Below are 24,603 nucleotides of genomic sequence, written 5' to 3' on the forward strand. Positions count from 1 at the left end.
GCAAACTTGCTGGCGCGTGGTCAGGCGGTTCTCAGACGGGCTTCCTACACTGCCCACTCCTATGGCCGATACGCACACTTCGCCGTCCCCTCCGGCGAATGTCTTTGATCATGATCAATCCTCTCTCTGAGCTTTTCAAAAACAACCAGCAATGGGCCACCGACACCGAACAACGTGAGCCCGGGTTCTTCAGCCGACTGCTCAAGCAGCAAACCCCCCAATACTTGTGGATTGGCTGTGCCGACAGCCGCGTGCCCGCCAACGAGCTGGTCGGGTTGCTACCGGGCGAGCTGTTTGTGCATCGCAACGTCGCCAACGTGGTGGCGCACTCGGACTTGAATGCACTGGCGGTGATTCAGTACGCCGTGGACGCGCTGCGGGTGCAACACATCATCGTGGTGGGGCACTCCAACTGCGGCGGGGTCAAGGCTGCCCTCAACGACTTACGGCTGGGCTTGGTGGACAACTGGATCCGCCACGTCAAAGACGTGCGTTTCAAGCACAAAGCGTGGCTGGATCACGTCCCCGCTCAACGCCGGGTGGATGCTTTGTGTGAACTCAATGTGCTGGAGCAGGCCCTCAATCTCTGCTACACCACGGTGGTGCAGGATGCATGGACTCGGGGCCAGTCGGTGGTGGTGCATGGCTGGGTGTATGGCCTCCACAATGGGTTGTTGGAGGACTTGGCGATGACGTGCGCCTGTCTGTCCGATGTGTCAGCCGCGTATGACCGGGCTTTGGCCGGCATCCACCAGCGCTACACCGACGCCCCAGCCGAGAGAATCAGCGCTGAATCCGGCAGCGATCCCCGCTGACTTCGCGCCGCACCTCGACCCACTGCAACTGCGTGGGGTACTCGCGTGCCATGGCATGCCAGATGTAGGTGCTGAGGTTTTCCAGCGTGGCAGGCCCCAAGCCTTCGACGTGGTCAAGGAAACGGTGATCCAAAGTTTCGCGCAGTGCGGCGATGCTGCGACGCAACAGGGCCAAATCCACCACCATGCCGCTCACCGGATCGGGCGTGCCGCCCACGCACACTTCGGCCACGTAGGTGTGCCCATGGATACGCAAGCTGGGTTCGACCTCGACTTGGCGGCGCAAGGTGTGGGCGGCTTCAAAGAAAAAGGTTTGGCTGAGTTCGTACTTCATGCGAGCGGCTTTCAACGGATGCCCAAGAGCTTGTGGGTCTGCACCGACAGGCGCCAGCGCGGATCGGCCAAACACAGCGCGACGGCAGCGGCTTGGTGGGTGGCGGCGTCGGGGCCATCCAGCGCTTGCACCAGATGGTGGGTGAAGGGCAAGGCGGCCAAGGCGTCGAGGTCGAGCCCCGCCTGGGGCACCACCACCTTGAGTTCATCGCCCGACGTGATGGCCAGTGCGTTGCCCGCTTTGGGGCTGACGCACACCCAATCCAGCCCAGCGGGCGCGGGCACGGTGCCGTTGGTTTCCACGGCAATCTCGAAGCCCTGGGCGTGCAAGGCGTCGATCAGTGCGGCATCCACTTGGAGCAGAGGCTCACCGCCTGTGAGCACCACCAGGCGCGGGCCGGCAGCGCCAGCGGGCCACAGCGCGGCGATGCGCTCGGCCAAGTCGGTGGCTTGGGGGTATTTGCCGCCCAGGGTGCCGTCGGTGCCGACAAAGTCGGTGTCGCAAAAACGGCAGAGGGCTTGGGCGCGGTCGGCCTCGCGGCCACTCCACAGGTTGCAGCCGGCGAAGCGGCAGAACACGGCCACGCGGCCGGCGTTGATCCCCTCGCCCTGCAAGGTGAGGAAGATTTCCTTGACGCTGTAAGTCATGGGATGCTGCGGGTGAGCCGCGAGACAGGCGGCGCCCGGGAAAACGAAGAAGCGGGGGATTGTCCCGCAGTGGGGCTGGATTCCTCGCTGGGTGTCCCGTTCGCAGATTTTTTGCGGCGTCTACGTTTGAACAGGGAAGGCAGTGTTGGGTGCCAGCTCAGAAGCAACAAGGGCCGGTCGCTCGTCAGCAAACCGGCCCTTGTTGGGATCGGGTTGAACGGGGCGTCATCCCTTCGAAGGGACAACTTTGCCTGATGCCTCTGTTACGGGCCAGTTGCCAAACTTAGCAATCAGCGCTCCCAAAGAAGGAACACCGCCCACACGTTGCACGCGCACACGCGCTTCGGCTAAGCGCCGCTGCTGAACGTCTTGGGGGCTGAGGATGGGGCTGTTACCTGCAACCAGCTTTTTCTGGGTCTGCGTCTTCATGCTAGGCCTCTGCTGGTGGTTGAACGACGATGTACGAGAGATTTTTCTCACGCACAAGGCCAGTGTAGCCACTGCGGCAGTAGCAGTCCAATGCGTCGGGTAATGGGTTGAGGACGCGCAAGCCTATTCTTTTGGCAGTTTCTTCCGTGCTAACTTGCGTCTTGAACAGTGACAAGCCCAGCATGGCCATGGGTAACACCAAGCCTTTAAGAGGGTGCCTCGGCTCGGGGGAACTTTCGAGATGAGTGAGCGAGAGCCACCGTGCATGGGGGGACACCTGGGCCGCCGCCAAGCCGCACAGTCGGGGCTTGCCTGGATAGCCGGCGTAAAACGCCAAGCCCAACGTCCTGGGGCCATAGGTGAACAGCTTGCGCCTGATTTGCTCCCAGTCCCAGTTCACATGCCGGGCGGCTTGAGGCCAAGCGTGGCTGTCACACACCGCATCAGTGTTGATGGGGCGAACCTCAACCCGAATACGTCGTTCCTGCAACACAGCATCAGACAGCATCAAACGCACATCGGCGCAGATGTTTTTGTAGTGCTCGCATTTATTCAAAAAATCTCGCGCCAACCTTGCCCCCATCACCTTTTTCCAGGCGAACCGCGCATTGTGCCGCAGTCGCATCAGCCCTTCACAACCTGCTTAAGCAACACCTCTGCCCATTTTGATCGATTAATAATTGACGTTGCTGAGCCTGTAGCAGCTTCAATCACCGCTCTCTTGAAATCAGGTGACAACCTAGAAAAGTAGAATACTCACTTTTTCCCAACGGAACCGAAATACAGTTTACTTGCTGACCGTTTGCGGTTTGAGCACGCCCTTCAAATCAGGAACAGGGTTTCCATCGCATCGGCACATGGCGATGCCATCGGCATTACTTTGGTGGAACTCGTGCGCTACGACCTCAAACGTCAATGCATTGCTTGCGCTGGCCGTCAAGCGCTCAACTCTGCGCTATCGCGCTGGGTCTGACTTCGAGGTCAAGCCCTGCTGCATTGGTCAGGCGCTGCCGTTTGGCGTCAGGTGGGCAAGTCGTGCGCTTGCAATCGGTGTCTGTCAAGAAAAAAGCCCCTAAGCGCTTGATTTTCTTAGGGGCTTGAGCTTTTTGTGAAACCTTGTGATTTCTTGAATTGGTAGGCCGCCCGTGAGTCGAACACGGTACCAACAGATTATGAGTCTGCTGCTCTAACCAAGCGTGAGCTAGCGGCCCGGGGTGGGCGCGTATTATCAGCCGCCCCTCAGCGTTGCGTCAATGCGTTGGTCACCAAACGAGAGGTGATGTCCACGATTTGGATCATCCGGTCGTAGGCCATGCGCGTCGGGCCAATCACGCCTAGGGTGCCGACGATGCAGCCATCCACCTCATAAGGCGCCGTCACCACGGACAGCTCTTCAAACGGCACCACCCGGCTTTCACCCCCAATGAAAATGCGCACGCCTTCGGCCCGGCTGGAGGTGTCTAGCAAGCGCATCAGCTCGGTTTTGTGCTCGAACAGATCGAACAGTTTGCGCAGCGCACCCAGGTCGTGGCCAAAGTCTTGCACGCCCAACAGGTTGCGCTCGCCGCTCACCACCACCTGTTCCTGGGTTTCGGCCATCACTTCCGACCCCACTTGCACCGCCGTGCGCATCAGGGCGGCAATCTCGGCGTGCAGCGCATCCAGCTCGGTTTTGAGGCGCTCGCGCACCGCTTCGATCGTCAGCCCGGCATATTGGCTGTTCAAATAATTGCTGGCCTCAATCAGCTCGGTTTGCGTGTGATCGCGCTGGGTGAAAATGACGCGGTTTTGCACGTCCCCATCCGGGGCCACCAAAATCAGCAGCACACGCCGATCGCCCAAACGCAAAAACTCAATGTGCCGAAATACACTCGATTTGCGCGGCGCCGTCACCACCCCCACAAAACTCGACAAGCTGGACAACAACTGCGCCGCCTGTGCAATCACCCGCTGCGGCTGATCCGGCTGAAGCTGCGGCTCGCTCACGGTGTCCAGCGGGCGCACGGTGAGCATGGTGTCCACGAACAAACGGTAACCCCGCGCCGTTGGAATGCGCCCAGCGGAAGTGTGTGGGCTGGCGATCAGCCCCAAATCCTCCAGATCGGACATGACGTTGCGAATCGTCGCCGGCGACAACTCCAACCCCGACGCCTTGGACAAGGTACGGGAACCGACCGGCTGCCCGTCCGCAATGTAGCGTTCGACCAGGGTTTTCAACAGAGATCGTGCGCGCTCGTCCAGCATGGGTGAAATTGTAGGAGCCTGCGCACACACCCGAGCAAGGGACTCGCCCGCCCAGGGGGCTGAAATGTCCCTGTGGTGTAATCGAGTGACCATGCCGACCCGTTTCCGACACGCCGCGATCGTGGGCAAATACCAGGCCCAGGGCATTCGCCCCATGCTGGAGAGCATCGTCCAGTTCCTCGAACGTCAGGGGCTGGAAGTCTCGATCGAACGCGACACCGCCCTCAACACCGACTGGAAAGACCACCCTGCCCTCTGCGCCAAAGAAATCGGCCAGCAGTGCGACATCGCCGTGGTGGTCGGTGGGGATGGCACCATGCTGGGCATCGCCCGCGAGTTGGCGCCCTACCAAGTGCCGCTGGTGGGCATCAACCAGGGCCGCCTCGGTTTCATCACCGACGTGCGCGCCACCGATTGGGCCGACGCCCTGCGCCCCATCATCCAAGGCGATTACGAGGAAGAGCGCCGCGCCATGATCGCTGGCACGGTCTGGCGGGACGAAGAATGCATCTTCGAAGGTATGGCCCTGAATGACGTGGTGGTTGGCCGAGGCGCCACCTCCAGCATGATCGAGCTGCGTGTGGACGTGGGTGGCGTGTTCGTCGCCAACATGCGCGCCGATGGGTTGATCGTCGCCTCGCCCACGGGCTCGACGGCGTATGCGCTGTCCGCTGGCGGGCCGATTTTGCATCCGGCCATTGGCGGCTTGGTGCTGGTGCCGATTGCCTCGCACACCCTGTCGAACCGCCCCATCGTGTTGCCGGATTCGCAGGAAGTCCAAATCACCATCGTCAACGGCAAGGACTCCAGCGCCAGCTTTGACATGCACAGTTTGGCCAGCCTGATGCTGGGTGACCAAATCCGCATGAAGCGCTCCGAGCTGCAAGCCGTGCGCTTCCTCCACCCCCGGGGCTGGAGTTATTACGCCACCCTGCGCCGCAAGCTGCGCTGGTACGAAGGCGTGGTTTGATCCTGGCGGCATCCAGGCCGCTTTTTGGCGTTTATGCTCAAGCACCTGACCCTGAAGGATTTCGTCATCGTCACCACGTTGGACGTGGCGTTCGAGGCGGGATTTTCGGCACTCACTGGCGAAACCGGCGCCGGTAAATCCATTCTCATCGATGCCTTGCAGCTCACCCTGGGCGCCCGCGCCGACGCAGGTGTGGTGCGCGAAGGCGCCCCCCGCGCCGATCTGACTGCCTGTTTCGACACCCCCGCCCCGCTGCGCCCCTGGCTGGAAGAAGCCGGCCTGGACGGGGAGGATGAGCTGCTGCTGCGCCGTGTCATCGATGCGCAAGGCAAAAGCCGCGCCTTCATCAATGGCCGCCCCGCCACGGTGACGCAACTGCGCGATGTGGCCGAACAGCTCATCGACATCCACGGCCAACACGCTTGGCAAGGTTTGACCCGCCCGGCCTCGGTGCGGGCGCTGCTGGACGCTCAGGCCAACCTCGACCTGGCACCCCTCGGCCAAGCTTACGCCGCGTGGCGCGAGGCGGGTGAAGCGCTGGCCCGTGCCCGCACCCGGCAAGACGAGCTGGAAACCGAACGTGAGCGCTTGCTGTGGCAGCTCAGTGAGTTGGATCGCCTGGCCCCCGGCGAAGCCGAATGGGAACCGCTGAACGCGGAGCACCAGCGGCTGGCCCACGGCCAAGCCTTGCTCGATGCGGTGGCGCAGGCCCAACAAGGTCTGCAAGAAGACGACCTCAGCGCCGCACGCCAACTGCGCCGCGCCCTGGGGGTGCTGGACGATGTGCGCGGCTTCGACGCCCGCCTGACGCCCATCATCGACGTGCTGCACAGCGCCCTGGCCCAACTCGATGACGCCAGCCATTCCTTGGCGGCCTACCTGAGCCGCACTGAACTCGATCCGGCCCGTTTGGCGGAATTGGATGCGCGCTTGTCGGCTTGGCTGGGGCTGGCGCGACGCCTGCGCCGACCCGCCGCCGACCTGCCCGCCCTGTGGGCCGAAACCCGCCACGCCCTGGCCGCGCTGGACGCCGCCACCGACCTGCCCGCCCTCGAACAGCAACTCGCCCACGCCCGCACCGTCTGGCAAGAGGAGGCGGATCGCGTCTCCATCGCCCGGCACCAGGCGGCGGCACCGTTGGCGCAGCGTGTCACAGCGGCGATGCAACAGCTTGGCATGGCGGGTGGGCGCTTCGAAGTCGCCCTGCGGCCCCACGACGAGCCGCAATCTTTCGGCCAAGAAACGGTGGAGTTTTTGGTCGCGGGCCACGCGGGCAGCACGCCGCGCCCTTTGGCAAAAGTGGCTTCGGGCGGGGAGCTGTCGCGCTTGGCGTTGGCGATTGCGGTCACCACCGCCCAATCGCGCAGCACGCCGAACACCTTGATTTTTGATGAAATCGACAGCGGCGTCGGCGGCGCCGTGGCCGACGCCGTTGGGCGTTTGATGCGCCAGCTTGGCCGCGAGGTGCAGGTGCTGGCCGTCACTCACTTGCCGCAAGTGGCGGCGTGTGCCGACCACCATTTCGTCGTCACCAAGTCCGTCCAAGATGACGGCCGCACGGCCAGCCGCATCGAGCCCCTCCAGGGTGCCGAGCGAGTGGCCGAAGTGGCGCGCATGCTGGGCAGCGGCCAAGCGAACACCCGCCAAGCCCACGCCCAAGCCCTGCTCGACCATGCGAAGGCCCTTTCCTGATTGCTTGGACTTCCCATGACGAACCCCTCCTCTGCGCTGTCCCCAGCTCCCTCGCACGACATTGTGTTGATCACCGGCATCTCCGGTTCGGGCAAATCGGTGGCGCTGCATGCGTTGGAAGACGCCGGATTTTTCTGTGTCGATAACCTGCCGCCCGAATTGTTGGCCGCGCTGATTCGAGTGCAAACCGCCCATGGCGTTACCCGCATGGCCATTGCAGTGGACGTGCGCACCGCCGGTTCGCTGCCCCAGTTGCTGCCCGTGTTGGAGCAACTGCGCACCGATGGCGTGGCCGTGCGCACTTTGTTCCTCGATGCCAACACGCCTTCGCTCATCAAGCGTTTTTCGGAAACCCGCCGCCCGCACCCGCTGAGCAAACCCTCAGCCGACGGCGAAACCGATCACCGCGCCCTGCTCGAAGCCATCGAGTTGGAACGCCAACTGCTGACCGATGTGCGCGAACAAGCCACCGTGCTCGACACCAGCCAACTGCGCCCCGCCCAACTGCGTCTGTGGGTGCGCGATCTGGTGGGCAGCACGGCCAGCCGGTTGACGCTGGTGTTCCAATCCTTCGCGTTCAAGCATGGGGTGCCGCTGGACGCCGACTTGGTGTTCGATGTGCGTGTGCTGCCCAATCCGTTTTATGTGCGCGAGCTGCGCCCGCTCACGGGCCGCGACCCGGCGGTGGCAGACCATCTGCGCGCCCAACCCGAAGTCGCCGACATGGTGGGGCAGATTCAGCACTTCATCCAGCGCTGGCTGCCGGCTTATGCCGACGACCAGCGCAGTTACCTCACCGTGGCCCTTGGCTGCACCGGTGGCCAGCACCGTTCGGTCTACTGCGCGGAAGCCTTGGCCAGCGGCTTCCAGGCCCAAGTCGCCACCCTCATTCGACACCGTGAACTGGACGCCCGCCCGTGACCTCCGATGCCGCCCTTGCCAGCCCATCGCCTTGGACTGATCCTCTGCCACTGTTCCCACTGCAAGCGGTGCTGTTTCCGCAGGGCCACTTGCACCTGAAGGTGCAAGAGCCGCGTTTCATCCGCTTGTTGACCGATGCCCAGCGCAGCCAGCAGCCGCTGGGCATCATCTGCCTGCGGCGCGGTTGGAATGGCTCTCCGCAAGGGGAGCGCATTGAGTTGGAGGAGGTCGGCACGTTGGCGCAGGTGCGCAGCATCGAAGTGGTGGCACCCGACCATGTCAAAGCGCACTGCGTGGGCGGCCAGCGCTTTCGTTACCACCGGGTGGCGCGCAACGCCCAATCGCTCTGGCAAGCCTACGATGTGCAAACACTGGCCGATGACCCCGTGCTCAAACCCCGGGAGTGCTTCAAAGACGCCATGATCGCCCTGGCCCGCACCGTGGCAGGGCTGGACATCCGCCACCCCGGCCAGTTCCCCCCCGAAGACCGCCGTTTCACCGAACTGGGCTGGGTGGCCAACCGCTGGAGTGAGCTGCTGCCGATTCCTTTGGCGGCCCGTCAAGAGTTGATGGCGCTCACCGATCCGGTGTCGCGCTTGGAAATCATCAACACCTTTTTGCGACAGAAAAAACTGATCTGAGCCCGGCTCAGGTCAAGGCGCGCACGCGGGTGGTCAGCACATCGGGCAGCGGGATGGTGAGATCCACCCGGCGGAATACCGCTTGGTTGCGCCCCGTCAGCTTGGCTTGGTACAGCGCCTGATCGGCCACAGCCAACATGCGCAGCGAGCCTCGGCTCATGCCCGCGATTTCGGCAATCTCCTCCTCCGACGAAGGCTGACCCCAGCCGGGACTGTCCGCATCCACCGTGGCCACGCCCACAGAGGCGGACACTACTTTGCTCACGGTCGCCGGGTGTTCGATGGCCAAGGCATGCAAGCGCTCCAACACTTGGCCGGCCAGGTATTGGGCCCCCGCAGCGTCTGTGTCCGGCAGCAGCACGGCGAATTCTTCGCCGCCGTAGCGCGCCACCAAATCCGATGGCCGGCGGGCGCAGCCTTGCAGCGACTGTGCCACCGCCACCAAACAGCGATCCCCCATCAAATGCCCACACGAATCGTTGTAGAGCTTGAAGTGGTCGATGTCGAGCATCAGCAGGGACAGCGGATGTCCGCCGCGCCGTGAGCGGCGCCACTCCCGATCCAAAGCTTCGTCCAAGATGCGGCGGTTGGCCACACCGGTCAGGCCATCGGTGCTGGCCAGGCGCTGCAAACGGTCGATGGCTTGCTTGAGCCGCAATTGTGTGCGAGCTCGCGCCACCACAATGGCCGGGCGGATGGGCTTGGCGATGAAGTCCACCGCCCCCAGCGCCAGCCCGCGCTCTTCCATGGCTTGCTGGCTGTGGCTGGTGACAAACACCACAGGAACATGCGCCAAAGCAGGATCGGCCTTCATGGTTTGCAGCACCTCGAAGCCGCTCATGCCGGGCATTTCTGCGTCCAGCAACACCAGGTCGGGAACCGATTGACGGCACAGGTTGAGCGCCTGCTCCCCGTTCATGGCGAAACGCAACCGCCCCAGCTCGGCCAGTGCCTTGCCCAGCACCTGGATGACGATCGGATCGTCATCCACCAGCAAGATGCTTGCTGGCAAGGTGTCCAGAAACCGCATGTCAAACATCCCCGCTTTCATTGCGCACCCACAGGAGCGCCCAGTGCTTGCTCCAGTGCCGCCGCGACGCCCGCAAAATCCAGCCCCTGCATCGCCTGCTGCACACATGCCAGCAGGGATTCTCCCCCCAAGGCCAGCACAGCCGCCTCAATCTGCGCCATTTGATCCAGCGCGGCCAAATCTTGGGCTTTTAAGAGCGGTAGCACGGAATACAGCAAAGCTCGGTGTCCTTCTTGGTCGCCGGGTGCCGACGCCTGCACCCCACCCCCGATGGGCCGCTGCAAGCCCTGCAAAGCAGGTTTCGCAGTGTGCATCAAGTGGCCCAGGGTGTGCGCCAACTGACTCAGCCGCGCAACGGCCCGCTGAGGCCCCGCCACGCCCTCGCCTTCGTCATGTTCGGCCTGCAACTCCAGCTCCACTTCTCCGGCTTGTTGATGCAACTGGCGCGCCCCCAACATGCCTGCCGCCCCCCGCAGTTTGTGAACGCGGGCCATCAGCGCCCCTCGGTCATTGAGCAGTGCCCGCTGCGCAGCCGTTTCATCGGCCAACCAACCAAACTCATCGAAAAGATGAGTCAGCAAGGTGGTGAACAGTTCCAGCTCCCCCCCCAGGCGGCGGCGCACGTCGGGGATATCGACCCCCTCGATCGTGGGCCATGGCCGGGGGTCGGCCCGCGCCGACGTGGGCTCCGGGCTCCCTTCGGCACCTCGGTCGCGCTTGTTGGCGTGTGGCCGCAGCACGATCGCTTGCCCCCGGTAGCGCTCCACCCACTGCCGAACCGTGTTGATGAGCAACGCGGGATCCAACGGCTTGCTCAAAAAGCCGTCCATGCCGGCGGCCATGGCGCGCCAGCGGTCTTCCACCAGCGCCCCCGCCGTCACCGCGACGATGGGCAATTGCGCCAACCCCAACTCTCCACGCACCCGGCGGGTGGCCTCGTAGCCATCCATTTCGGGCATTTGGATGTCCATCAGCACGGCGTCGAACCAATCGGGATGCAAGCGCAGGTATTCCACCGCCTCACGCCCATTGATGCAGCTGTGTACCTCAGCGCCCTCGGCCTGCAACAACCGGCGAGCGACATCCAGGTTGATCGGGCTGTCATCGACCACCAGCACGCGCACGCTGGGTAAATGTTCCATCATGCCCACATCGTCCGGCGCCACCGCGCTGAGGCGCTGCGCGGGCCACGATTCGGCCTCCACCGCCGTCACATCGATCGGTGGGGGCGGCGGGGTCACCTCCGGCATCGGCAGGGGCACATCGACCACCGCCAAAGCCATGGGCACGCGCACCCAGAAACAACTGCCCCGCCCTGGCGTGCTGGTGAATCCGTGGCTGCCGCCCATCAGCGCCACCAAACGCTGCACGATGGACAAACCCAACCCCGTGCCACCGAAACGGCGCGTGGTCGAAGCGTCCCCCTGGGTGAAGGGCGTGAACAGCCGCGCTTGATCACTTTCAGCGATGCCGCAACCGGTGTCGGTCACGGCCACGCGCAGCCAGAAGCGGGCGCCATCGTCATCGAGCTGGGCCTCGGCACGCACTTCCACCCGCCCGCGATCGGTGAACTTGATCGCGTTGCCCACCAAGTTGCACACGATCTGGCGCAGGCGCACCACGTCGCCGGCCAGTTGCTGCGGCAGCTCGTCCTCACCTTCGGTTTCGAAGGTCAGGCCCTTTTGCTCGGCTTGGGGGCGGAACATGTCCTGCACCTCGTTGAGCAGCACCGTGGGCGAAAACTCGATCGACTCCAACGTCATCATCCCCGCCTCGATCTTGCCCAGATCGAGCACATCGTTGATGAGGTTCAGCAGGGTGCGGCTGGCGGTTTGCAATTTGGTGAGCAACTGGCGCTGGTCCGCATCCAATGTGCTGCGCTCCAGCAAATGCGCAATGCCGATGACAGCGTTCATCGGCGTGCGGATCTCGTGGCTCATATTGGCCAAGAAATCGCCCTTGGCCCGTGCGGCTTTTTCGGCCAGATCGGTGGCCCGGCGCAGTTCCAGCTCGGCTTCTTTTTGCGTCGAGATGTCCTGATGAGTGCCGAACATCCACAGCGGTTTGCCTTCGTCCGTCCACTCGGCCACGCGCCCGCGATCCAGCACCCACACCCAATGGCCTTCTTTGTGGCGCAACCGGAGTTGGCACTCGTAGTGCGACGCCTCGCCGTTGAAGTGGCGGGTCAGTTGGGCTTGCGCGCTGGCCAGGTCGTCGGGGTGGGTCAGGGCCTCCCAGGTCTTGATGGACAGCGGTTGCAATTCCTCCAAGGTGTGGCCCAGCATCTCGGCCCAACGGCGGTTGAAGATCACCCCGCCGGTTTGCACTTTCCACTCCCAGGTACCGATTTGTGTGCCTTCGATGATGTTGACGAGGCGGGTGCGCTCGATGTCCAACTCACGGGAGCGGCGCCAAGCGTCGCTTTCCTGGCGCTCCAGATCGGCCAGCATGGCGTTGACGTGCTCGGCCAACTGCCCCAGCTCATCAACGTGGTCCACCTCCAAGCGCACGCCGCGCTCGCCCATGCGCAACTGTTCTAACGTTTGCAGCAAGCCACCCATGCGCAGGCTGAAGCGTCGTGTGATCAATCCACCCACGCCCGCGCTCAACAACGCCCCCAAGGCCAGAAAGCCCAGCACCGCTGGCCAACGGTTGTGAGCAGAGGCGGCACCGTGGGTGAGTGCCACCACCGCCCATCCTTGCTGCGGCGCTGGCACGGGCGCAGCGACATCGGAACGCTCGCTGCCGCTGTACACCACCACCGGGGCGCGGGTGGCGGGGCGCAGGGTGGTCATCAGGGCTTCGTTGGCGGTGTGGCCCACCCAGCGCGGATCCGAGTGCGCTTGCACCCGCCCCTGGGCATCGACCACCATGGCGTAAGCCACTTCGGGCACCTGGGCCACGGCGCCCACCAAGGTTTGCAGCGCGGCGGCGTCGGCCACGGCCACATCGGTGGCGGCTCCGGCGGCCAGGCTTTGGGCCATGCCCTGAGCGTGCTGGGTGTGGGTCGCCAGGGCTTGGTTTTGCTGGCTGGCGTGCATGTACCACGCCAGCAACACCATCATCAGCGCCTGCCCCAGCACCACGATGAGGGTGAGCTGCGCCCGCATCGACAGCAACCCCCAGCGCCCATGCACCCGCCCCGCCCAGCGCCGGGTGGCCAGGCGCAGTCTCAACGTTTTCGCCATGGCATTCGATCCCGACGGTCAGCGCACCGCGCCGGGGGCCAAACGCAGGAACTCCCACAACTCCTGCGCCACCGGTTTGATGTGGCGTGCAAACTGTGGCCGCTCCCGGTAGATGCGCACCTCCATCGTCAGCTCGTAGCTGCTGCCAGCGGGCACCAAGCGCCGGGCACGCAGTTCCTTCTTCACCGAGCTGGCGGGCAAAAAAGCCAGGCCGTGGCCTTCCAACGCCATGGCTTTGAGGCCCTCGGCCATGTCGGTTTCATAAATCGGGTCGAGGTGCGGCTGCACCGAGGCGTGCTTGATGATCTGCTCCACCAAACGCGCCATGTACGCCCCCGAGGCATAACTCAGCAGCGGCACCGGGTGGCGCGGCGTGCCGGGCAGGCGAAACAGTGGCTGGCCTTCCGCGTCGGCCTTGGCGTAGGGGGCCAGGGTTTCGTGGCCCAGGCTGAGCATTTCGTAGCGATCCGAACTCAGTTGCAGCGGCTGGGTGATGTGGTGGTATGCGATGAGCAAATCGCAACCGCCCTCGGTCAAACGCAGCACCGCATCGTGGACGTTCAGCCCGATCAGCCGGCTTTTGAGGTGGCCGAAACGCTGGCGCAAGTCCATCAACCAATGCGGGAAAAAGGTGAAGGCCAAGGTGTGGGGCACGGCGAACTCGATCGTGTCCTGCCCGGCCACCTGATGGCTGCGCATCATGTTGCGCGTGGCTTGGAGCGCGTCGAGAATCTCCAGCGCCTGGGCGTGGAAGGTTTCGCCGGCGGGGGTCAAGCGCGTTGGGTAGGAGGAGCGATCGACCAGATCGAGCCCCGCCCACGCTTCCAACGCTTGGATGCGGCGTGAGAACGCCGGTTGCGTCACATGGCGCAGTTGGGCCGAGCGCGAAAAGCTGCGCGTTTCGGCCAGGCTCACGAAGTCCTCAAGCCATTTGGTGTCCATGTGTATCGTTCTCCTGGGCAATGTGCCCCGCCGGTGCGCTGCCGGCGTTCTGCAATTGCCACATGCGAGCATAGCGCTCCCCCAGCGCCAGCAACTGGGGGTGTGACCCGCGTTCCACCACGCGCCCGGCCTCCATCACCAAAATTTCGTAGGCATCGACCACGGTGGACAGCCGGTGCGCAATCACCAACGTGGTTTTGCCCACCGACGCGCTGCGCAGTTCGGTTTGGATGGCGCGCTCGTTGGCCGAGTCCAGCGCCGAAGTGGCTTCATCAAAAATCAGGATCGGCGGGTTCTTCAGGAGGGTGCGGGCAATCGCCACGCGCTGCTTCTCGCCGCCCGACAGCTTGAGGCCGCGCTCGCCCACCACCGTGTCATACCCCTTGGGCTGGGCGACGATGAAATCGTGGATGTGCGCCGCCCGCGCTGCGGCTTCGACTTCGGCCCGCGTCGCGCCCGGGCGGCCATAGGCGATGTTGTAGGCGATGGTGTCGTTGAACAACACCGTGTCCTGCGGCACGATGCCGATGCTGCGGCGCAGGCTGTCCTGCGTCACCTGGCGGATGTCTTGGCCGTCCACGGTGATGCGTCCGCCGTTGTCGGGGCTGACGTCGTAAAAACGGTAGAGCAAGCGGGCCAGCGTCGATTTGCCCGCGCCGCTGGCGCCGACCACCGCCACGGTTTGGCCAGCGGGAATCTCGAAACTCACGTCGTGCAAGATCGGGCGGGCGGGGTCGTACGCGAAGGCCACGCCTTCGAAGCGCACGGTCGGGCCGCTCAGGGCCACGTCCGGGGCGCCGGGCGCATCGGCGATTTCTCGCTCACGCGCCATCAGGGTGAACATGCGATCCAAATCGGTCAGGCTTTGTTTGATCTCGCGGTACAGCACGCCCAGGAAGTTGAGCGGGATGTAAAGCTGAATCAACAGCGCATTGATCATCACCAGATCGCCCAGGCTGAAACGGCCTTCGATCACCCCCGTGGTCGCCCGCCACAGCATGGCCAGCAGCGACGTGGCGATGATGGCCTGCTGCCCCACATTCAACAGCGACAGCGAGGTTTGCGACTTGAGCTGGGCGCGGCGGTAGGCATCCAAACCTTGGTCGTAACGCGCCGCCTCGAAGGCTTCGTTGTTGAAGTATTTGACGGTTTCGTAGTTGAGCAGCGCATCCACGGCGCGGGTGTGGGCCTGGGCGTCCAGCTCGTTCATTTGGCGGCGAAACTGGGTGCGCCACTCCGTCACGCTGATGGTGTAAACCACGTACACGGCCAGCGCAGCCAGCGTGATCCAGACAAAACCCAGGTCGAACTGCCGCCCGAGCAACAGCAGCGCCAGGCCCAGCTCAATCGCCGTGGGCAAGATGGTGTAAAGCGAAAAGGACACCAGCGATTGCAGGGCGCGGGTGCCGCGTTCGATGTCCCGCGTCATGCCGCCGGTTTGGCGCTCCAGGTGAAAGCGCAGGGACAGGGCGTGCAAATGCTGGAACACCTCCAGCGCAATTTGGCGGGCAGCGCCGTGGGTGGCTTTGGCAAACACCAGCTCGCGCAATTCCGTGAACAGCGCGCCGGACAGGCGCAAGGCGGCATACGCCACCAGCAACCCAGCGGGCAGCACGAGCAAGGCGCGGGCGTCACCGGGGGTCACGCCGAGGCTGTCCACCAATTCTTTGAGCAACAGGGGCACGCCCAGATTGGCGAGTTTGGCCGCCACCAGACACAGCAGCGCCAGGGCGACGCGCCAACGGTAATGCCAGAAATAGGGCAAGAGGCGTTTCAGGGTGGCCCAGTCGGAACGCGGGCCGGTGGATGCTGGGGGAAGCTCAGAAGCAGAAAGCGAAGCGCGACGCACAGGACAACCGTCTTCAAACAAGGAGACGCGGATTGTGCGGGTTCGGCTGTTCCACAATCCTGCGCTATGTTTCAACCCTCCCAACACGATGTCCGGCGTTTCTTCTGCGAAACCTGGGCCAAGCAGCGCGCCAGCCAACCCCTGACGCCCATGGAAACCCTGGCCGCCGGCTGGATCGACGAGCATCCCGAATACCACGGCGATTTGGCCGATGTGGACGCCGCCCTGGCCGCCGTCTACACGGTGGACGACGGGCGCACCAATCCGTTTTTGCATCTGTCGATGCACATCACCATCAGCGAGCAGTGCTCGATTGACCAGCCGCGTGGCATCCGCCAAGCCGTCGAGTTGCTGGCGGCCAAGCGCAACAGCTTGCACACCGCCCACCACGAGGTGATGGAATGCTTGGGCGAGATGATCTGGACGTCGCAGCGCAGCGGCTTGCCGCCGGATGGGCATGCGTACCTGGATGCGGTGCGGCGCCGGGCGACGCGCTGACTTCATAACTGGCCGTCATGAGCACATAGGCGACAAGCCTGCCGCCTTGCGGCATCATCCGCCGCCATCGATTCGCACTGAGCCGCAAGGAGCCCCCGCATGAAAGCCGCCAACATCCTGGCCACCATTGGCAACACACCGCACATCCGCATCAACCGCCTGTTTGCTGACGCGGGCACCCAGGAAGTCTGGGTCAAGGCCGAACGCGCCAACCCGGGTGGCTCGATTAAGGATCGCATCGCCCTGGCCATGATCGAAGCCGCTGAAGCCGATGGCCGCTTGCAGCCCGGTGGCACCATCATTGAGCCGACTTCCGGCAACACCGGCGTTGGCCTGGCGATGGTGGCCGCCGTCAAGGGCTACAAGCTGATTCTGGTGATGCCGGACAGCATGAGCATCGAGCGCCGCCGCCTGATGCTGGCTTATGGCGCCAGTTTCGTGCTCACGCCGCGTGCGCAGGGGATGAAGGGGGCCATCGCCAAAGCCCAGGAACTGCTTGAGAGCACGCCGGGCGCTTGGATTCCGCAACAGTTCGAAAACCCGGCCAACATCGAGGTGCATGTGCGCACCACCGCCGAGGAAATCGCCGCTGATTTTCCCGAGGGGCTGGACGCCATCATCACCGGCGTGGGCACGGGCGGACACCTCTCGGGCGTGGCCCAAGTGCTCAAAGCACGCTGGCCGCAACTGAAGGTGTTCGCGGTGGAACCGACGGCCTCGCCGGTGATTTCGGGCGGTTCGCCGGCGCCGCACCCGATCCAGGGCATTGGCGCGGGGTTCATCCCCAAAAACCTGCAAACCGAGCTGCTGGATGGCGTGATCCAAGTCGATGGCGAAGCCGCCAAAGACTACGCCCGCCGCGCCGCACGCGAAGAAGGCTTGCTGGTGGGCATCTCCAGCGGTGCGACCCTGGCGGCCATCGCCCAAAAGCTGCCTGAACTGCCGGCCAACGCCAAGGTGCTGGGCTTCAACTACGACACGGGCGAGCGTTACCTCTCGGTGGACGGCTTCTTGCCGAGTGATGTGGCGGCCTGAACCGTCTCGCTCACGCCACAAGATGCCCAAGCTGACTGAAGCCGAGTTGATCGCCCGAGATGCCCAGCGCGATCTGGGCGCAGAACTGCTGTCCGGCCCCCGTTGGGAGTTGATGGCCGCTCGGGCCAGTTCGGGGCTGTCACAAGCCGCATTCGCACAGGCTTTGGGAGTTTCCCGACGCACCTTGGAAAACTGGGAACAAGGCCGTGTTCAACCCACAGGTGCAGCGCGACGCCTGCTGCAACTGGCTGCACAATTCCCCGACACATTGGAAAGACTGGCTCGCATTTGATGATCCGTACCCGCTGGAGCGTGGGCTTCGCCGCCCTGATCATGCTGACCAGCAGCTGGCGACTGGGCCAAGCCGACGCCATCGAGTCACCCACCGTAGCCAGCGCGGTCAACGTGGCATCGGCCGCAGCGCATGCATCAACGCCAGCCGCGTCGGACAGCTTGCACGTCCCTGATGGCGCCCGCGCCGTTGAGCTGCACAGCCGCATCGTCACCCGCGATGCGACGGACAAGCGCGTCGCCCTCACGCTGGACGCCTGCGCCGGGCTGTACGACGCTGAACTGATCGATTTCCTCATCGCACAGCGCATCCCGGCGACGATTTTTGCCACCAAACAGTGGCTGGATCACAACCCCACCGGCCGCGCCGTGCTGCGGGCGCATCCCGATCTGTTCGACATTGAAAACCACGGCGAGCACCACATTCCAGCGGTGATCGGCAAAGGGCGCAAGGTGTACGGCATCGCCGGGGCTCCGGATGTGCTGCACCTGCGCCGCGAAGTGGAAAACGGCGCCCAGGCCGTCGAAGACATCACGGGCGAGCCCAGCCGCTGGTATCGCGCCGCCACTGCCCGATATGACGAGGATGCCGTCGAAGAAATTCAGCGCTTGGGCTACCGCATTGCTGGTTTTTCTGTGAACGCGGATGCGGGCGCCACCCTGCCGCAAGCTGAAATCACCGCCCGGCTGAAACACGTTCAAGCTGGGGACATCATCCTGGCCCACATGAACAAACCGCGCTCCCAGACCGCCGAAGGGTTGCGCCCTGGGTTGCTGGCCTTACAGCAGCGCGGTTTTGTGTTTGTTCACCTGAACGATGTGGCGGTTCAAACAACGCCCTGATCGGCGCGGAGCTGCTGCCAACGCGCCAACAGCTCGTCACGCCGCCGCTGCGCCGCCTGCATCGCCGCTGCCTTGACGGGGCCGAAACCCCGCACGCTCTGCGGCAACTTGGCCAGCGCCAGCGCGGTGCTGACGTTGGCCGCCGTCAGCCCTTGCGCGAGTTGGCGGGCGAGCTGCTCGAAGTCGGCCAACGCGGCGTGTTCCTCACGGCGTTCGGCGCTGTAGCCGAACACATCGAACACCGTGCTGCGCAGCCGGCGCCCTTGGGCCAGCCAGCGCATCGCCGGCAGCAACCACGCGCCAAAACGCTGCTTGGCAGGCCGTTCGGCGCTGCCTTGCGCCTCGCTCATGCCACCCCGGCCCCCGCGCCACGGCGGCACCAGATGAAAGTGGAGCTGGTAATCGCCCTCAAACTGCGCTGCGATGCGGGCCTGAAACTCCGGGCTGCTGAGCTGGCGTGCCACCTCGTATTCATCCTTCACCGCCATGAGTTTGTAGAGGCTCACCGCCACCTCGCGGGTGAAGCGGTCGCTGCCGATGCGTTCCCGCTCCAGCGCGGCGATCTCTTGCACGAACTGCTCATAACGTCGAGCGTAAGCCGCGTCTTGGTAAGCGGTGAGGCGCGGCAGGCGGTCGGCCAAGAGATCGGCCAGCGCCGGGGTGCGCTCCGGCAACAGGATGACGGATTCGCGCACCGGCCCATGCGCCAACTCGGACGGCATGCGCCCCGCCACCGCTTCCACCTTGCCCACATCCAACGCCGCTTGACGGCCCCAGGCAAACGCCGCCCGGTTCATCGCCACCGACGCGCCGTTGAGCTCAATCGCCCATTCCAGCGAGGCCAGCCGCAACGGCAGCCAGCCTTTTTGCCAAGCGAACCCCAGCACAAACACGTTCGTCGCCACCGCGTCGCCCAGTAAGGCGGTGGCCAGGTGAGTCGCGCCCAGCGCATGGGCTTCGGCCACGGCGCTGCGGGCGCGGGCCAGCAGGGCATCGGGCGAAGCTTGCCAATCCGGGTTTTGGGTGAAGGTGCCGGTGGGGGCCACATCGGTGTTGAGCACGGCGCGGGTGCGCTGTGCATCCATCCCAAGCAGCGCGGAGGCGCTGGCGCTCACCATCAAATCGCAGCCCAGCAGCACATCGGCTTGGTGATCGGGGACGCGGGCGGCGTGCAGCACGTCCGGGTTCGCCGCAATGCGCACATGCGACATCACCGCCCCGCCCTTTTGCGCCAAACCGGCCATGTCCAGCACCACCACGCCCTTGCCTTCGAGGTGCGCGGCCATGCCCAGCAGCGCGCCGATTGTCACCACGCCCGTGCCGCCCACGCCGGTGATGAGCACGTTCCAGGTGTGATCCAAAGTCGGCAGCGGCGGCTCTGGCAGCACGTCTTGCGGCAGGCCGGTGGCGCGGGGTTCAGGCTTGCGCAGTTGGCCGCCTTGCACCGTCACGAAACTCGGGCAAAAGCCCTTCACGCACGAAAAATCTTGGTTGCACGCGCTTTGGTCGATGGCGCGCTTGCGCCCCAGCGGCGTTTCCACCGGCACGATGGCCACGCAGTTGCTCTGCACGCCGCAATCGCCGCAGCCTTCGCAGATGTCGGGGTGAATCACCGCCCGCTGCGCCAGCACCGGCATCAGCCCCTTTTTGCGCCGACGCCGTTTTTCCGCCGCACACGTTTGCACATACACGATGACGGAGACGCCCTTCAGCTCGCGCACGCGGCGTTGCAATGCGTCCATCGCATCGCGGTGCAGGATCTCCACCCCAGCGGGCAGGCCCGCTGCGCCGTGATGGGGCTGCGGATCGTCACTCACCAAAAAGAGCTGGGTGATGCCCTCGGCGGCGAGCTGTTGCAGCAGTTGCACCGGGGTGGGGGCGCCTTCGACCGGCTGGCCGCCCGTCATGGCGACTGCGTCGTTCACCAACAGTTTGTAGGTGACGTTGACCCCCGCCGCCCGTGCCGCCCGGATCGCCAACGAACCCGAGTGCATGTAGGTGCCATCGCCCAGGTTGATGAAACGATGCTTTTGCGCGGTGAAGGGCGCGTGGCCGATCCAGCTCACGCCCTCGCCGCCCATCTGGGTGAGGGTGGCGGTGCGCCGGTCCATCCACTGCACCATGTAATGGCAGCCAATGCCGGCGCTGGCCTGCGAGCCTTCGGGCACTTTTGTGCTGGTGTTGTGCGGACAACCGGCGCAAAAGTAGGGCACGCGCTGCGGCAGCGGCGCGGCGCCGTTGGCGGATGCGCTCGCCTTTTGGCACGGCGTCAGCCACGCGCGCACCGACTCGGGCAGCGCCGCTTCGCCCAGCACCTTGGCCAAGCGCGAAGCGATGACGCTGGCGATCACCGCTGGCGTCAGCTCGCCATTGGGGGACAGCAAGATGCCATCGTGCGGCACCTTCACCCATTCGCCGGTTTCGTCGTACTTGCCGACGACACGCGGGCGGGCGCTGGCCGGCTCGTTGTAAAGATGCTCTTTGATTTGGTATTCGAGCACCTGGCGTTTTTCTTCCACCACCAGGATTTCGTCCAACCCCTGCGCAAACTCGACCACACATTGCGGCTCCAGCGGCCACACCACGCCGATCTTCAACAAGCGCAGGCCGAGCACAGCGGCGGCGGCTTCGTCCAAGCCCAACATCACCAAGGCTTCGCGCACATCCAGGTAACTTTTTCCGGTGGTGCAGATGCCAAGCTTGGCGCTGGGCGCCGCCCAATCTTGCCGATTCAGGCCGTTCACGCGCACGTATTCGAGCAGGGCGTAGAGGCGTTCGCGTTGCAGGCGGTTTTCTTGCTGCAAGGGCGGATCGGGCCAGCGGATGTGAAAACCGTCCGGCGGAATCGGGTAACTGTCGGGGATGCGGATGTTGACCGCCATCGGATCGACTTCCACCGAGGAGGAAGATTCGACCGTGTCGCTGATCGTTTTGAACCCCACCCAGCAGCCCGAGTAGCGCGACATGGCGTAACCGTGCAGCCCGAACTCGATGAACTCGCGCACGCCCGACGGGTGCAACACCGGGATCATGGCGGCGATGAAAGCGTGTTCGCTCTGATGCGGCAGGGTGCTGCTTTTGCAGGCGTGGTCGTCGCCCGCCACCAGCAACACGCCACCGTGTTCGGCACAGCCGGCGATGTTGCCGTGTTTGAACACGTCGCCTGAGCGATCCACGCCCGGCCCCTTGCCGTACCAAAGCGAAAACACCCCTTGCACGGTGGCTTCGGGGTCGAGCGCCACCATTTGCGAGCCCCACACCGCCGTGGCGGCCAGCTCCTCGTTCAAGCCGGGGGTGAAGCGGATGTTGTGGGCGTCCAGGTGCTTTTTGGCGCGCCACATTTCTTGATCGACACCGCCCAGCGGCGAGCCGCGATACCCAGAAACGAAGCCGCCGGTGTGGAGGCCCGCGGCCTCGTCACGCGCCTTTTGCGCCAGCAGCAGGCGCACCAGGGCTTGGGTGCCGGTGAGGTACACGCGGCCAGTGGCTTGGGTGTATTTGTCGTCCAGCGTGACCCGGGTCAACTGGGGAGGAAGCGTCGGAAGGACGGGGGGCATCGTGCTCATCGGGGTCTCCGGTTGGGGCAGGGCGCCGGCTTTCAGCCTCCGAGGGTGACGGGGCTGGAGCGGCCTGGCATCGGGTGAAACGCCAAGCCCTGCGAGCGGTTTTTAGGCCGGTTGGAGTGTCCGCAAGTGAGGACGTTCTGCTCTATTCGGGTTTGTGCGGGGGTGAAACATTCGCCAACGCCTCAGCCACCTGCCCGCGCAGGCGACGCAACGCCAGCAACTCCGCATCGGGCACCGCCACGGCGGCCCAGAGCAAGGCCACCATGTCGGCGGCGCGTTGCTCGATGTCGATCTGGTGTTGCAGCCCCACGGCCTCCCACAACAAATGCTCCATCGGCCCGAGGATGAGGGCGCGCAGCAAGCGCAGCGGCACATCGGCGCGGATTTCACCGCTGGCTTGGCCACGCGCCAGCACGTCCATCAGCGGCGCGGTGTAGCGGCGTTGCAGCGGCAAAAAACTCTCGCCCAAATCCTGGCCCTTGGCGCGACCTTCGGAAAGCACCAGCGCACACAAGCCCGTGCCCTGCTGCAAAAACAAGCGCAAATGCGTGGCGATGAAAAAGCGCAACTGCTCACGGATGGGCGCCTCACGCGGCATGCCCTGCTCCACCACGGCGATGATTTCGTCGTACCAATCGTTGATGACGCGCACGCACAGCTCACGCTTGCCCCGGAAGTAGGTGAACACCGTGGCTTCGCTGATGCCCAGGCGCTGCGCCATCTCGCCGGTGGTGGCGCGCTCGTAGCCCTTTTCGGCGAAGACCTCGCGGGCCACTTTGAGGATGCCTTGAATGCGCTGCTCGCTGCGGGCGCTGGCGGCGCTGCGGCGGGTGCTCAGCGTCGCTGCCGACGGGCTAGAGGGTTCGGGTGCTTGCATGGGTTGAGTTTCACTCAATATGCATGCCAACCTCTCATCACCGACAACAACCCCGCATCGAACGTCAGCAACTCCAACCCGTTGTGCAGGGCGGTGGCAGCAATGAGCGCGTCCGGCAGCTTGATGCGGCGCTGGCGGCGCAAGGCAATGGCCTGGTCTTCAATTTCCCGGGTGATCGGCAAATAGACGAAGTGCGCCAACCTGAAACGGATCACAGCGTCCTCATTGGCCATGATGCCCGCAAAGCCCAGCAGTTCCATGCGTGTCACCGCGCTGTAGGCGCACTCATGGGCTTGCATGTTGCGCAGCGTCGCCATCTCTACGATGTCGGGCGCGGACTTGAGCAGACCCAGCACAAAGTTGGTGTCCAGCAGGTATTTGACGCCGATCATCGCCCGCTCATTGCCACTCATCACGCAACTGGCGTTGCAGTGCGACGGCATCCCCGGCAAAAGTCGCTGAAGCCTCCAACCCCCCCTGCAAATCCGCCAACGACACCGCCGGCTGACACGTCAGGGACGCATGCGGCTGGGCTGCTTGCTGTTTCTGGTGCTTGAGCCGCACAAACTCAGCGAAATCCAGCACCTCGGCCAACAAAGGCTCAGGTAGCGCCTGGGTTGCAGCCCAGAGTTTTTCCACGGTGGTTGACATGACGCGGCTCCTCAAACTGAGCCGGTTGGCTCACCTGACAAGGATACAGAAGGGTGTCCCACCGGCAATTCAGTTGAACTCAATTCTTCAGCAGAACATCGAACGCGGTTATGTGGCGTTGCAGGCTGGCGCCTCTGCTGAATCGACTAAGTGACACAACAGGAACGCGGGTGACCTGGGGCCATGTCATCGCTGGCGTGTTGTCCCCTCACCTCAACCCACCACCGCCAGCTTGCGCGGGCGTCCGCCTTTGAGGCCATTGGCGCGGGCGGCCTGCACTTTGGCATGGCTGCTGCGGCTGCCATTGCGCGCCGCCACCACAGTGGAGGCCAAGGCCATCAGCGGCTGACTGGCTTGCACCAGGCCGGCGATGCTGATGTGCAAATCGCGCTCGTCTAGGCACAGGGCGCTGCCACCAAACCCCAGCGTCAGTTGGGCCAGCTCGGTGGCAGACAGAGCCGCCAACTCCGGGTAGTTTTTCACCGGCAGCGCCACGGCGCTTTGGTCGGCAAACCCGATGAGCAAAGACGCAAACGCGGGCAGGTGGTGCAGCGTGGTGGCGTGCAGGCCAGGGCTTTTGCGCTGGCGAGCACGCTCGGTGGCCTTGGCCAAAACGGTGGGGGTGATCGGTTCATCAAACCGGTCTTGCGCCTTCAGGGGCTTGGGGGTAGGCGTGTTCACAGTTCAATCTCCAGCGGGTAGGGCTGCCCTGTCAGGTGCAGCACGGTTTTGTTGGCCAGTGGATCAAAACGCGCGGATTGAATGGGCACCGTGCCAAAGCGGCGCAATTGAGGGCTAACCGCTTCCTCGGCCACCGCGTCCCAGTGTTGGCGCTCCAGGCACAGCGTGCCACGGCTGCGCCACCACAGCGTTCGGGCTCGGTGCAACACCTGGGACTGTTTGAGCACTTGGCGTAAGGCTTCCAGCACGGCGGCATTCGGCTCGTTTTGTGCGGGTGACACATCCCACAAACGCACGCCGTTGTGCCAGAAGCTGAACTCAAACCGGGCATCCCATGCGGGTGTGCCGGCGTGAACGTGGGGCGGGCAGTGTTCATTGCGGGTCAGCACCGCCACCTGCACACCCTTGTGGCTGCACACTTTCATGGATAAACCAAGCCGTTGGGTTTATTGATTGTAA

24 protein-coding genes and 1 tRNA gene are annotated in these 24,603 nt (G+C 64.2%); 9 read left to right on the plus strand and 16 right to left on the minus strand.

Going from position 1 to position 24,603, the window contains the following annotated elements; genetic code table 11:
- The first annotated feature begins 110 nt into the window (after positions 1-110).
- Entirely contained in the window at positions 111-815 is a 705-nt protein-coding gene (gene can, locus VITFI_RS13900; RefSeq protein WP_089418173.1) for a carbonate dehydratase, read from the plus strand.
- Here can and VITFI_RS13905 read toward each other — a convergent pair.
- The 6 genes from VITFI_RS13905 to hrcA form a co-directional block, all read right to left on the minus strand.
- Entirely contained in the window at positions 784-1,149 is a 366-nt protein-coding gene (locus tag VITFI_RS13905; protein ID WP_089417475.1) for a 6-pyruvoyl trahydropterin synthase family protein, read from the minus strand. The two genes, can and VITFI_RS13905, sit on opposite strands and share 32 nt — an antisense overlap.
- A gap of 11 nt (positions 1,150-1,160) precedes the next feature.
- A complete protein-coding gene (queE, locus tag VITFI_RS13910; protein ID WP_089417476.1) occupies positions 1,161-1,796 on the minus strand; it encodes a 7-carboxy-7-deazaguanine synthase in 636 nt (211 codons plus the stop codon).
- 225 nt (positions 1,797-2,021) lie between these two features.
- The gene (locus VITFI_RS18000; protein ID WP_157725697.1) at positions 2,022-2,225 is read right to left on the minus strand and encodes a hypothetical protein; all 204 of its coding nucleotides are present in this window, start codon (positions 2,223-2,225) and stop codon (positions 2,022-2,024) included.
- Between the two features lies 1 nt (position 2,226).
- Entirely contained in the window at positions 2,227-2,850 is a 624-nt protein-coding gene (locus VITFI_RS13915) for a hypothetical protein (RefSeq protein ID WP_157725698.1), read from the minus strand.
- 507 nt (positions 2,851-3,357) lie between these two features.
- Positions 3,358-3,436 (minus strand) — tRNA-Ile (locus VITFI_RS13920).
- 28 nt (positions 3,437-3,464) lie between these two features.
- Complete coding sequence (gene hrcA, locus VITFI_RS13925; RefSeq protein WP_089417478.1) at positions 3,465-4,469, minus strand: heat-inducible transcriptional repressor HrcA; 1,005 nt, start codon at positions 4,467-4,469, stop codon at positions 3,465-3,467.
- Between the two features lie 91 nt (positions 4,470-4,560).
- Here hrcA and VITFI_RS13930 point away from each other — a divergent pair, with 91 nt between their 5' ends.
- Genes VITFI_RS13930 through VITFI_RS13945 form a run of 4 tightly spaced genes read left to right on the plus strand, consistent with a single transcriptional unit; the run spans position 4,561 to position 8,693 of the window.
- On the plus strand, positions 4,561-5,439 hold the full coding sequence (locus VITFI_RS13930) for an NAD kinase (protein WP_089417479.1): 879 nt from the start codon (positions 4,561-4,563) through the stop codon (positions 5,437-5,439).
- Between the two features lie 33 nt (positions 5,440-5,472).
- Complete coding sequence (gene recN, locus VITFI_RS13935; protein WP_089417480.1) at positions 5,473-7,131, plus strand: DNA repair protein RecN; 1,659 nt, start codon at positions 5,473-5,475, stop codon at positions 7,129-7,131.
- A gap of 15 nt (positions 7,132-7,146) precedes the next feature.
- On the plus strand, positions 7,147-8,052 hold the full coding sequence (rapZ, locus tag VITFI_RS13940) for an RNase adapter RapZ (protein WP_089417481.1): 906 nt from the start codon (positions 7,147-7,149) through the stop codon (positions 8,050-8,052).
- The gene (locus VITFI_RS13945; protein ID WP_089417482.1) at positions 8,049-8,693 is read left to right on the plus strand and encodes an LON peptidase substrate-binding domain-containing protein; all 645 of its coding nucleotides are present in this window, start codon (positions 8,049-8,051) and stop codon (positions 8,691-8,693) included. Before rapZ ends, VITFI_RS13945 begins: the two co-directional genes overlap by 4 nt.
- A 7-nt stretch (positions 8,694-8,700) precedes the next feature.
- On the opposite strand, the gene VITFI_RS13950 is transcribed toward VITFI_RS13945, so the two are convergent.
- Genes VITFI_RS13950 through VITFI_RS13965 form a run of 4 tightly spaced genes read right to left on the minus strand, consistent with a single transcriptional unit; the run spans position 8,701 to position 15,618 of the window.
- Positions 8,701-9,723 carry a GGDEF domain-containing response regulator gene (locus tag VITFI_RS13950; RefSeq protein ID WP_198301495.1) on the minus strand — a complete coding sequence of 341 codons (1,023 nt, stop codon included), beginning with the start codon at positions 9,721-9,723 and terminating at the stop codon, positions 8,701-8,703.
- 17 nt (positions 9,724-9,740) lie between these two features.
- Positions 9,741-12,911, minus strand: a complete 3,171-nt coding sequence (locus tag VITFI_RS13955; RefSeq protein WP_089417483.1) for an ATP-binding protein — start codon at positions 12,909-12,911, stop codon at positions 9,741-9,743.
- An 18-nt stretch (positions 12,912-12,929) separates the two neighbouring features.
- Positions 12,930-13,853 carry a LysR substrate-binding domain-containing protein gene (locus VITFI_RS13960; RefSeq protein WP_089417484.1) on the minus strand — a complete coding sequence of 308 codons (924 nt, stop codon included), beginning with the start codon at positions 13,851-13,853 and terminating at the stop codon, positions 12,930-12,932.
- Positions 13,834-15,618 (minus strand): ABCB family ABC transporter ATP-binding protein/permease, encoded by a 1,785-nt coding sequence (locus tag VITFI_RS13965; RefSeq protein ID WP_232476625.1) that lies wholly within the window; start codon positions 15,616-15,618, stop codon positions 13,834-13,836. Before VITFI_RS13965 ends, VITFI_RS13960 begins: the two co-directional genes overlap by 20 nt.
- Positions 15,619-15,768: 150 nt before the next feature.
- On the opposite strand from VITFI_RS13965, the gene VITFI_RS13970 reads away from it, so the two are divergent.
- From VITFI_RS13970 to VITFI_RS13985, 4 genes are all read left to right on the plus strand, one after another.
- Positions 15,769-16,200, plus strand: coding sequence for a DUF1841 family protein (locus VITFI_RS13970; protein ID WP_089417485.1), 432 nt, complete (start codon positions 15,769-15,771; stop codon positions 16,198-16,200).
- 99 nt (positions 16,201-16,299) lie between these two features.
- Positions 16,300-17,235, plus strand: coding sequence for a cysteine synthase A (cysK, locus tag VITFI_RS13975; RefSeq protein ID WP_089417486.1), 936 nt, complete (start codon positions 16,300-16,302; stop codon positions 17,233-17,235).
- 22 nt (positions 17,236-17,257) lie between these two features.
- Positions 17,258-17,527, plus strand: a complete 270-nt coding sequence (locus VITFI_RS13980; protein WP_089417487.1) for a helix-turn-helix domain-containing protein — start codon at positions 17,258-17,260, stop codon at positions 17,525-17,527.
- A complete protein-coding gene (locus tag VITFI_RS13985; protein WP_089417488.1) occupies positions 17,527-18,369 on the plus strand; it encodes a polysaccharide deacetylase family protein in 843 nt (280 codons plus the stop codon). The genes VITFI_RS13980 and VITFI_RS13985 overlap by 1 nt, the downstream gene beginning before the upstream one ends.
- On the opposite strand, the gene VITFI_RS13990 is transcribed toward VITFI_RS13985, so the two are convergent.
- The 6 genes from VITFI_RS13990 to VITFI_RS14015 all read right to left on the minus strand — a co-directional run bounded on the left by VITFI_RS13990 (position 18,354) and on the right by VITFI_RS14015 (position 24,569).
- The gene (locus VITFI_RS13990; RefSeq protein WP_089417489.1) at positions 18,354-21,935 is read right to left on the minus strand and encodes an indolepyruvate ferredoxin oxidoreductase family protein; all 3,582 of its coding nucleotides are present in this window, start codon (positions 21,933-21,935) and stop codon (positions 18,354-18,356) included. The genes VITFI_RS13985 and VITFI_RS13990 overlap by 16 nt on opposite strands.
- 142 nt (positions 21,936-22,077) lie before the next feature.
- Positions 22,078-22,812, minus strand: coding sequence for a TetR/AcrR family transcriptional regulator (locus VITFI_RS13995; protein WP_089417490.1), 735 nt, complete (start codon positions 22,810-22,812; stop codon positions 22,078-22,080).
- A gap of 14 nt (positions 22,813-22,826) precedes the next feature.
- Entirely contained in the window at positions 22,827-23,204 is a 378-nt protein-coding gene (locus VITFI_RS14000; RefSeq protein WP_089417491.1) for a type II toxin-antitoxin system VapC family toxin, read from the minus strand.
- Positions 23,205-23,211: 7 nt separating this feature from the next.
- Positions 23,212-23,463: a DUF2281 domain-containing protein gene (locus tag VITFI_RS14005; protein WP_089417492.1), complete on the minus strand. Its 252-nt coding sequence runs from the start codon at positions 23,461-23,463 to the stop codon at positions 23,212-23,214.
- A 213-nt stretch (positions 23,464-23,676) separates the two neighbouring features.
- A complete protein-coding gene (locus tag VITFI_RS14010) occupies positions 23,677-24,144 on the minus strand; it encodes a DUF2442 domain-containing protein (RefSeq protein WP_089417493.1) in 468 nt (155 codons plus the stop codon).
- Complete coding sequence (locus VITFI_RS14015) at positions 24,141-24,569, minus strand: DUF4160 domain-containing protein (protein ID WP_089417494.1); 429 nt, start codon at positions 24,567-24,569, stop codon at positions 24,141-24,143. Before VITFI_RS14015 ends, VITFI_RS14010 begins: the two co-directional genes overlap by 4 nt.
- Positions 24,570-24,603 lie beyond the last annotated feature (34 nt).

This window comes from Vitreoscilla filiformis (assembly GCF_002222655.1).
In the GTDB taxonomy this organism is placed as follows: domain Bacteria; phylum Pseudomonadota; class Gammaproteobacteria; order Burkholderiales; family Burkholderiaceae_C; genus Ideonella; species Ideonella filiformis.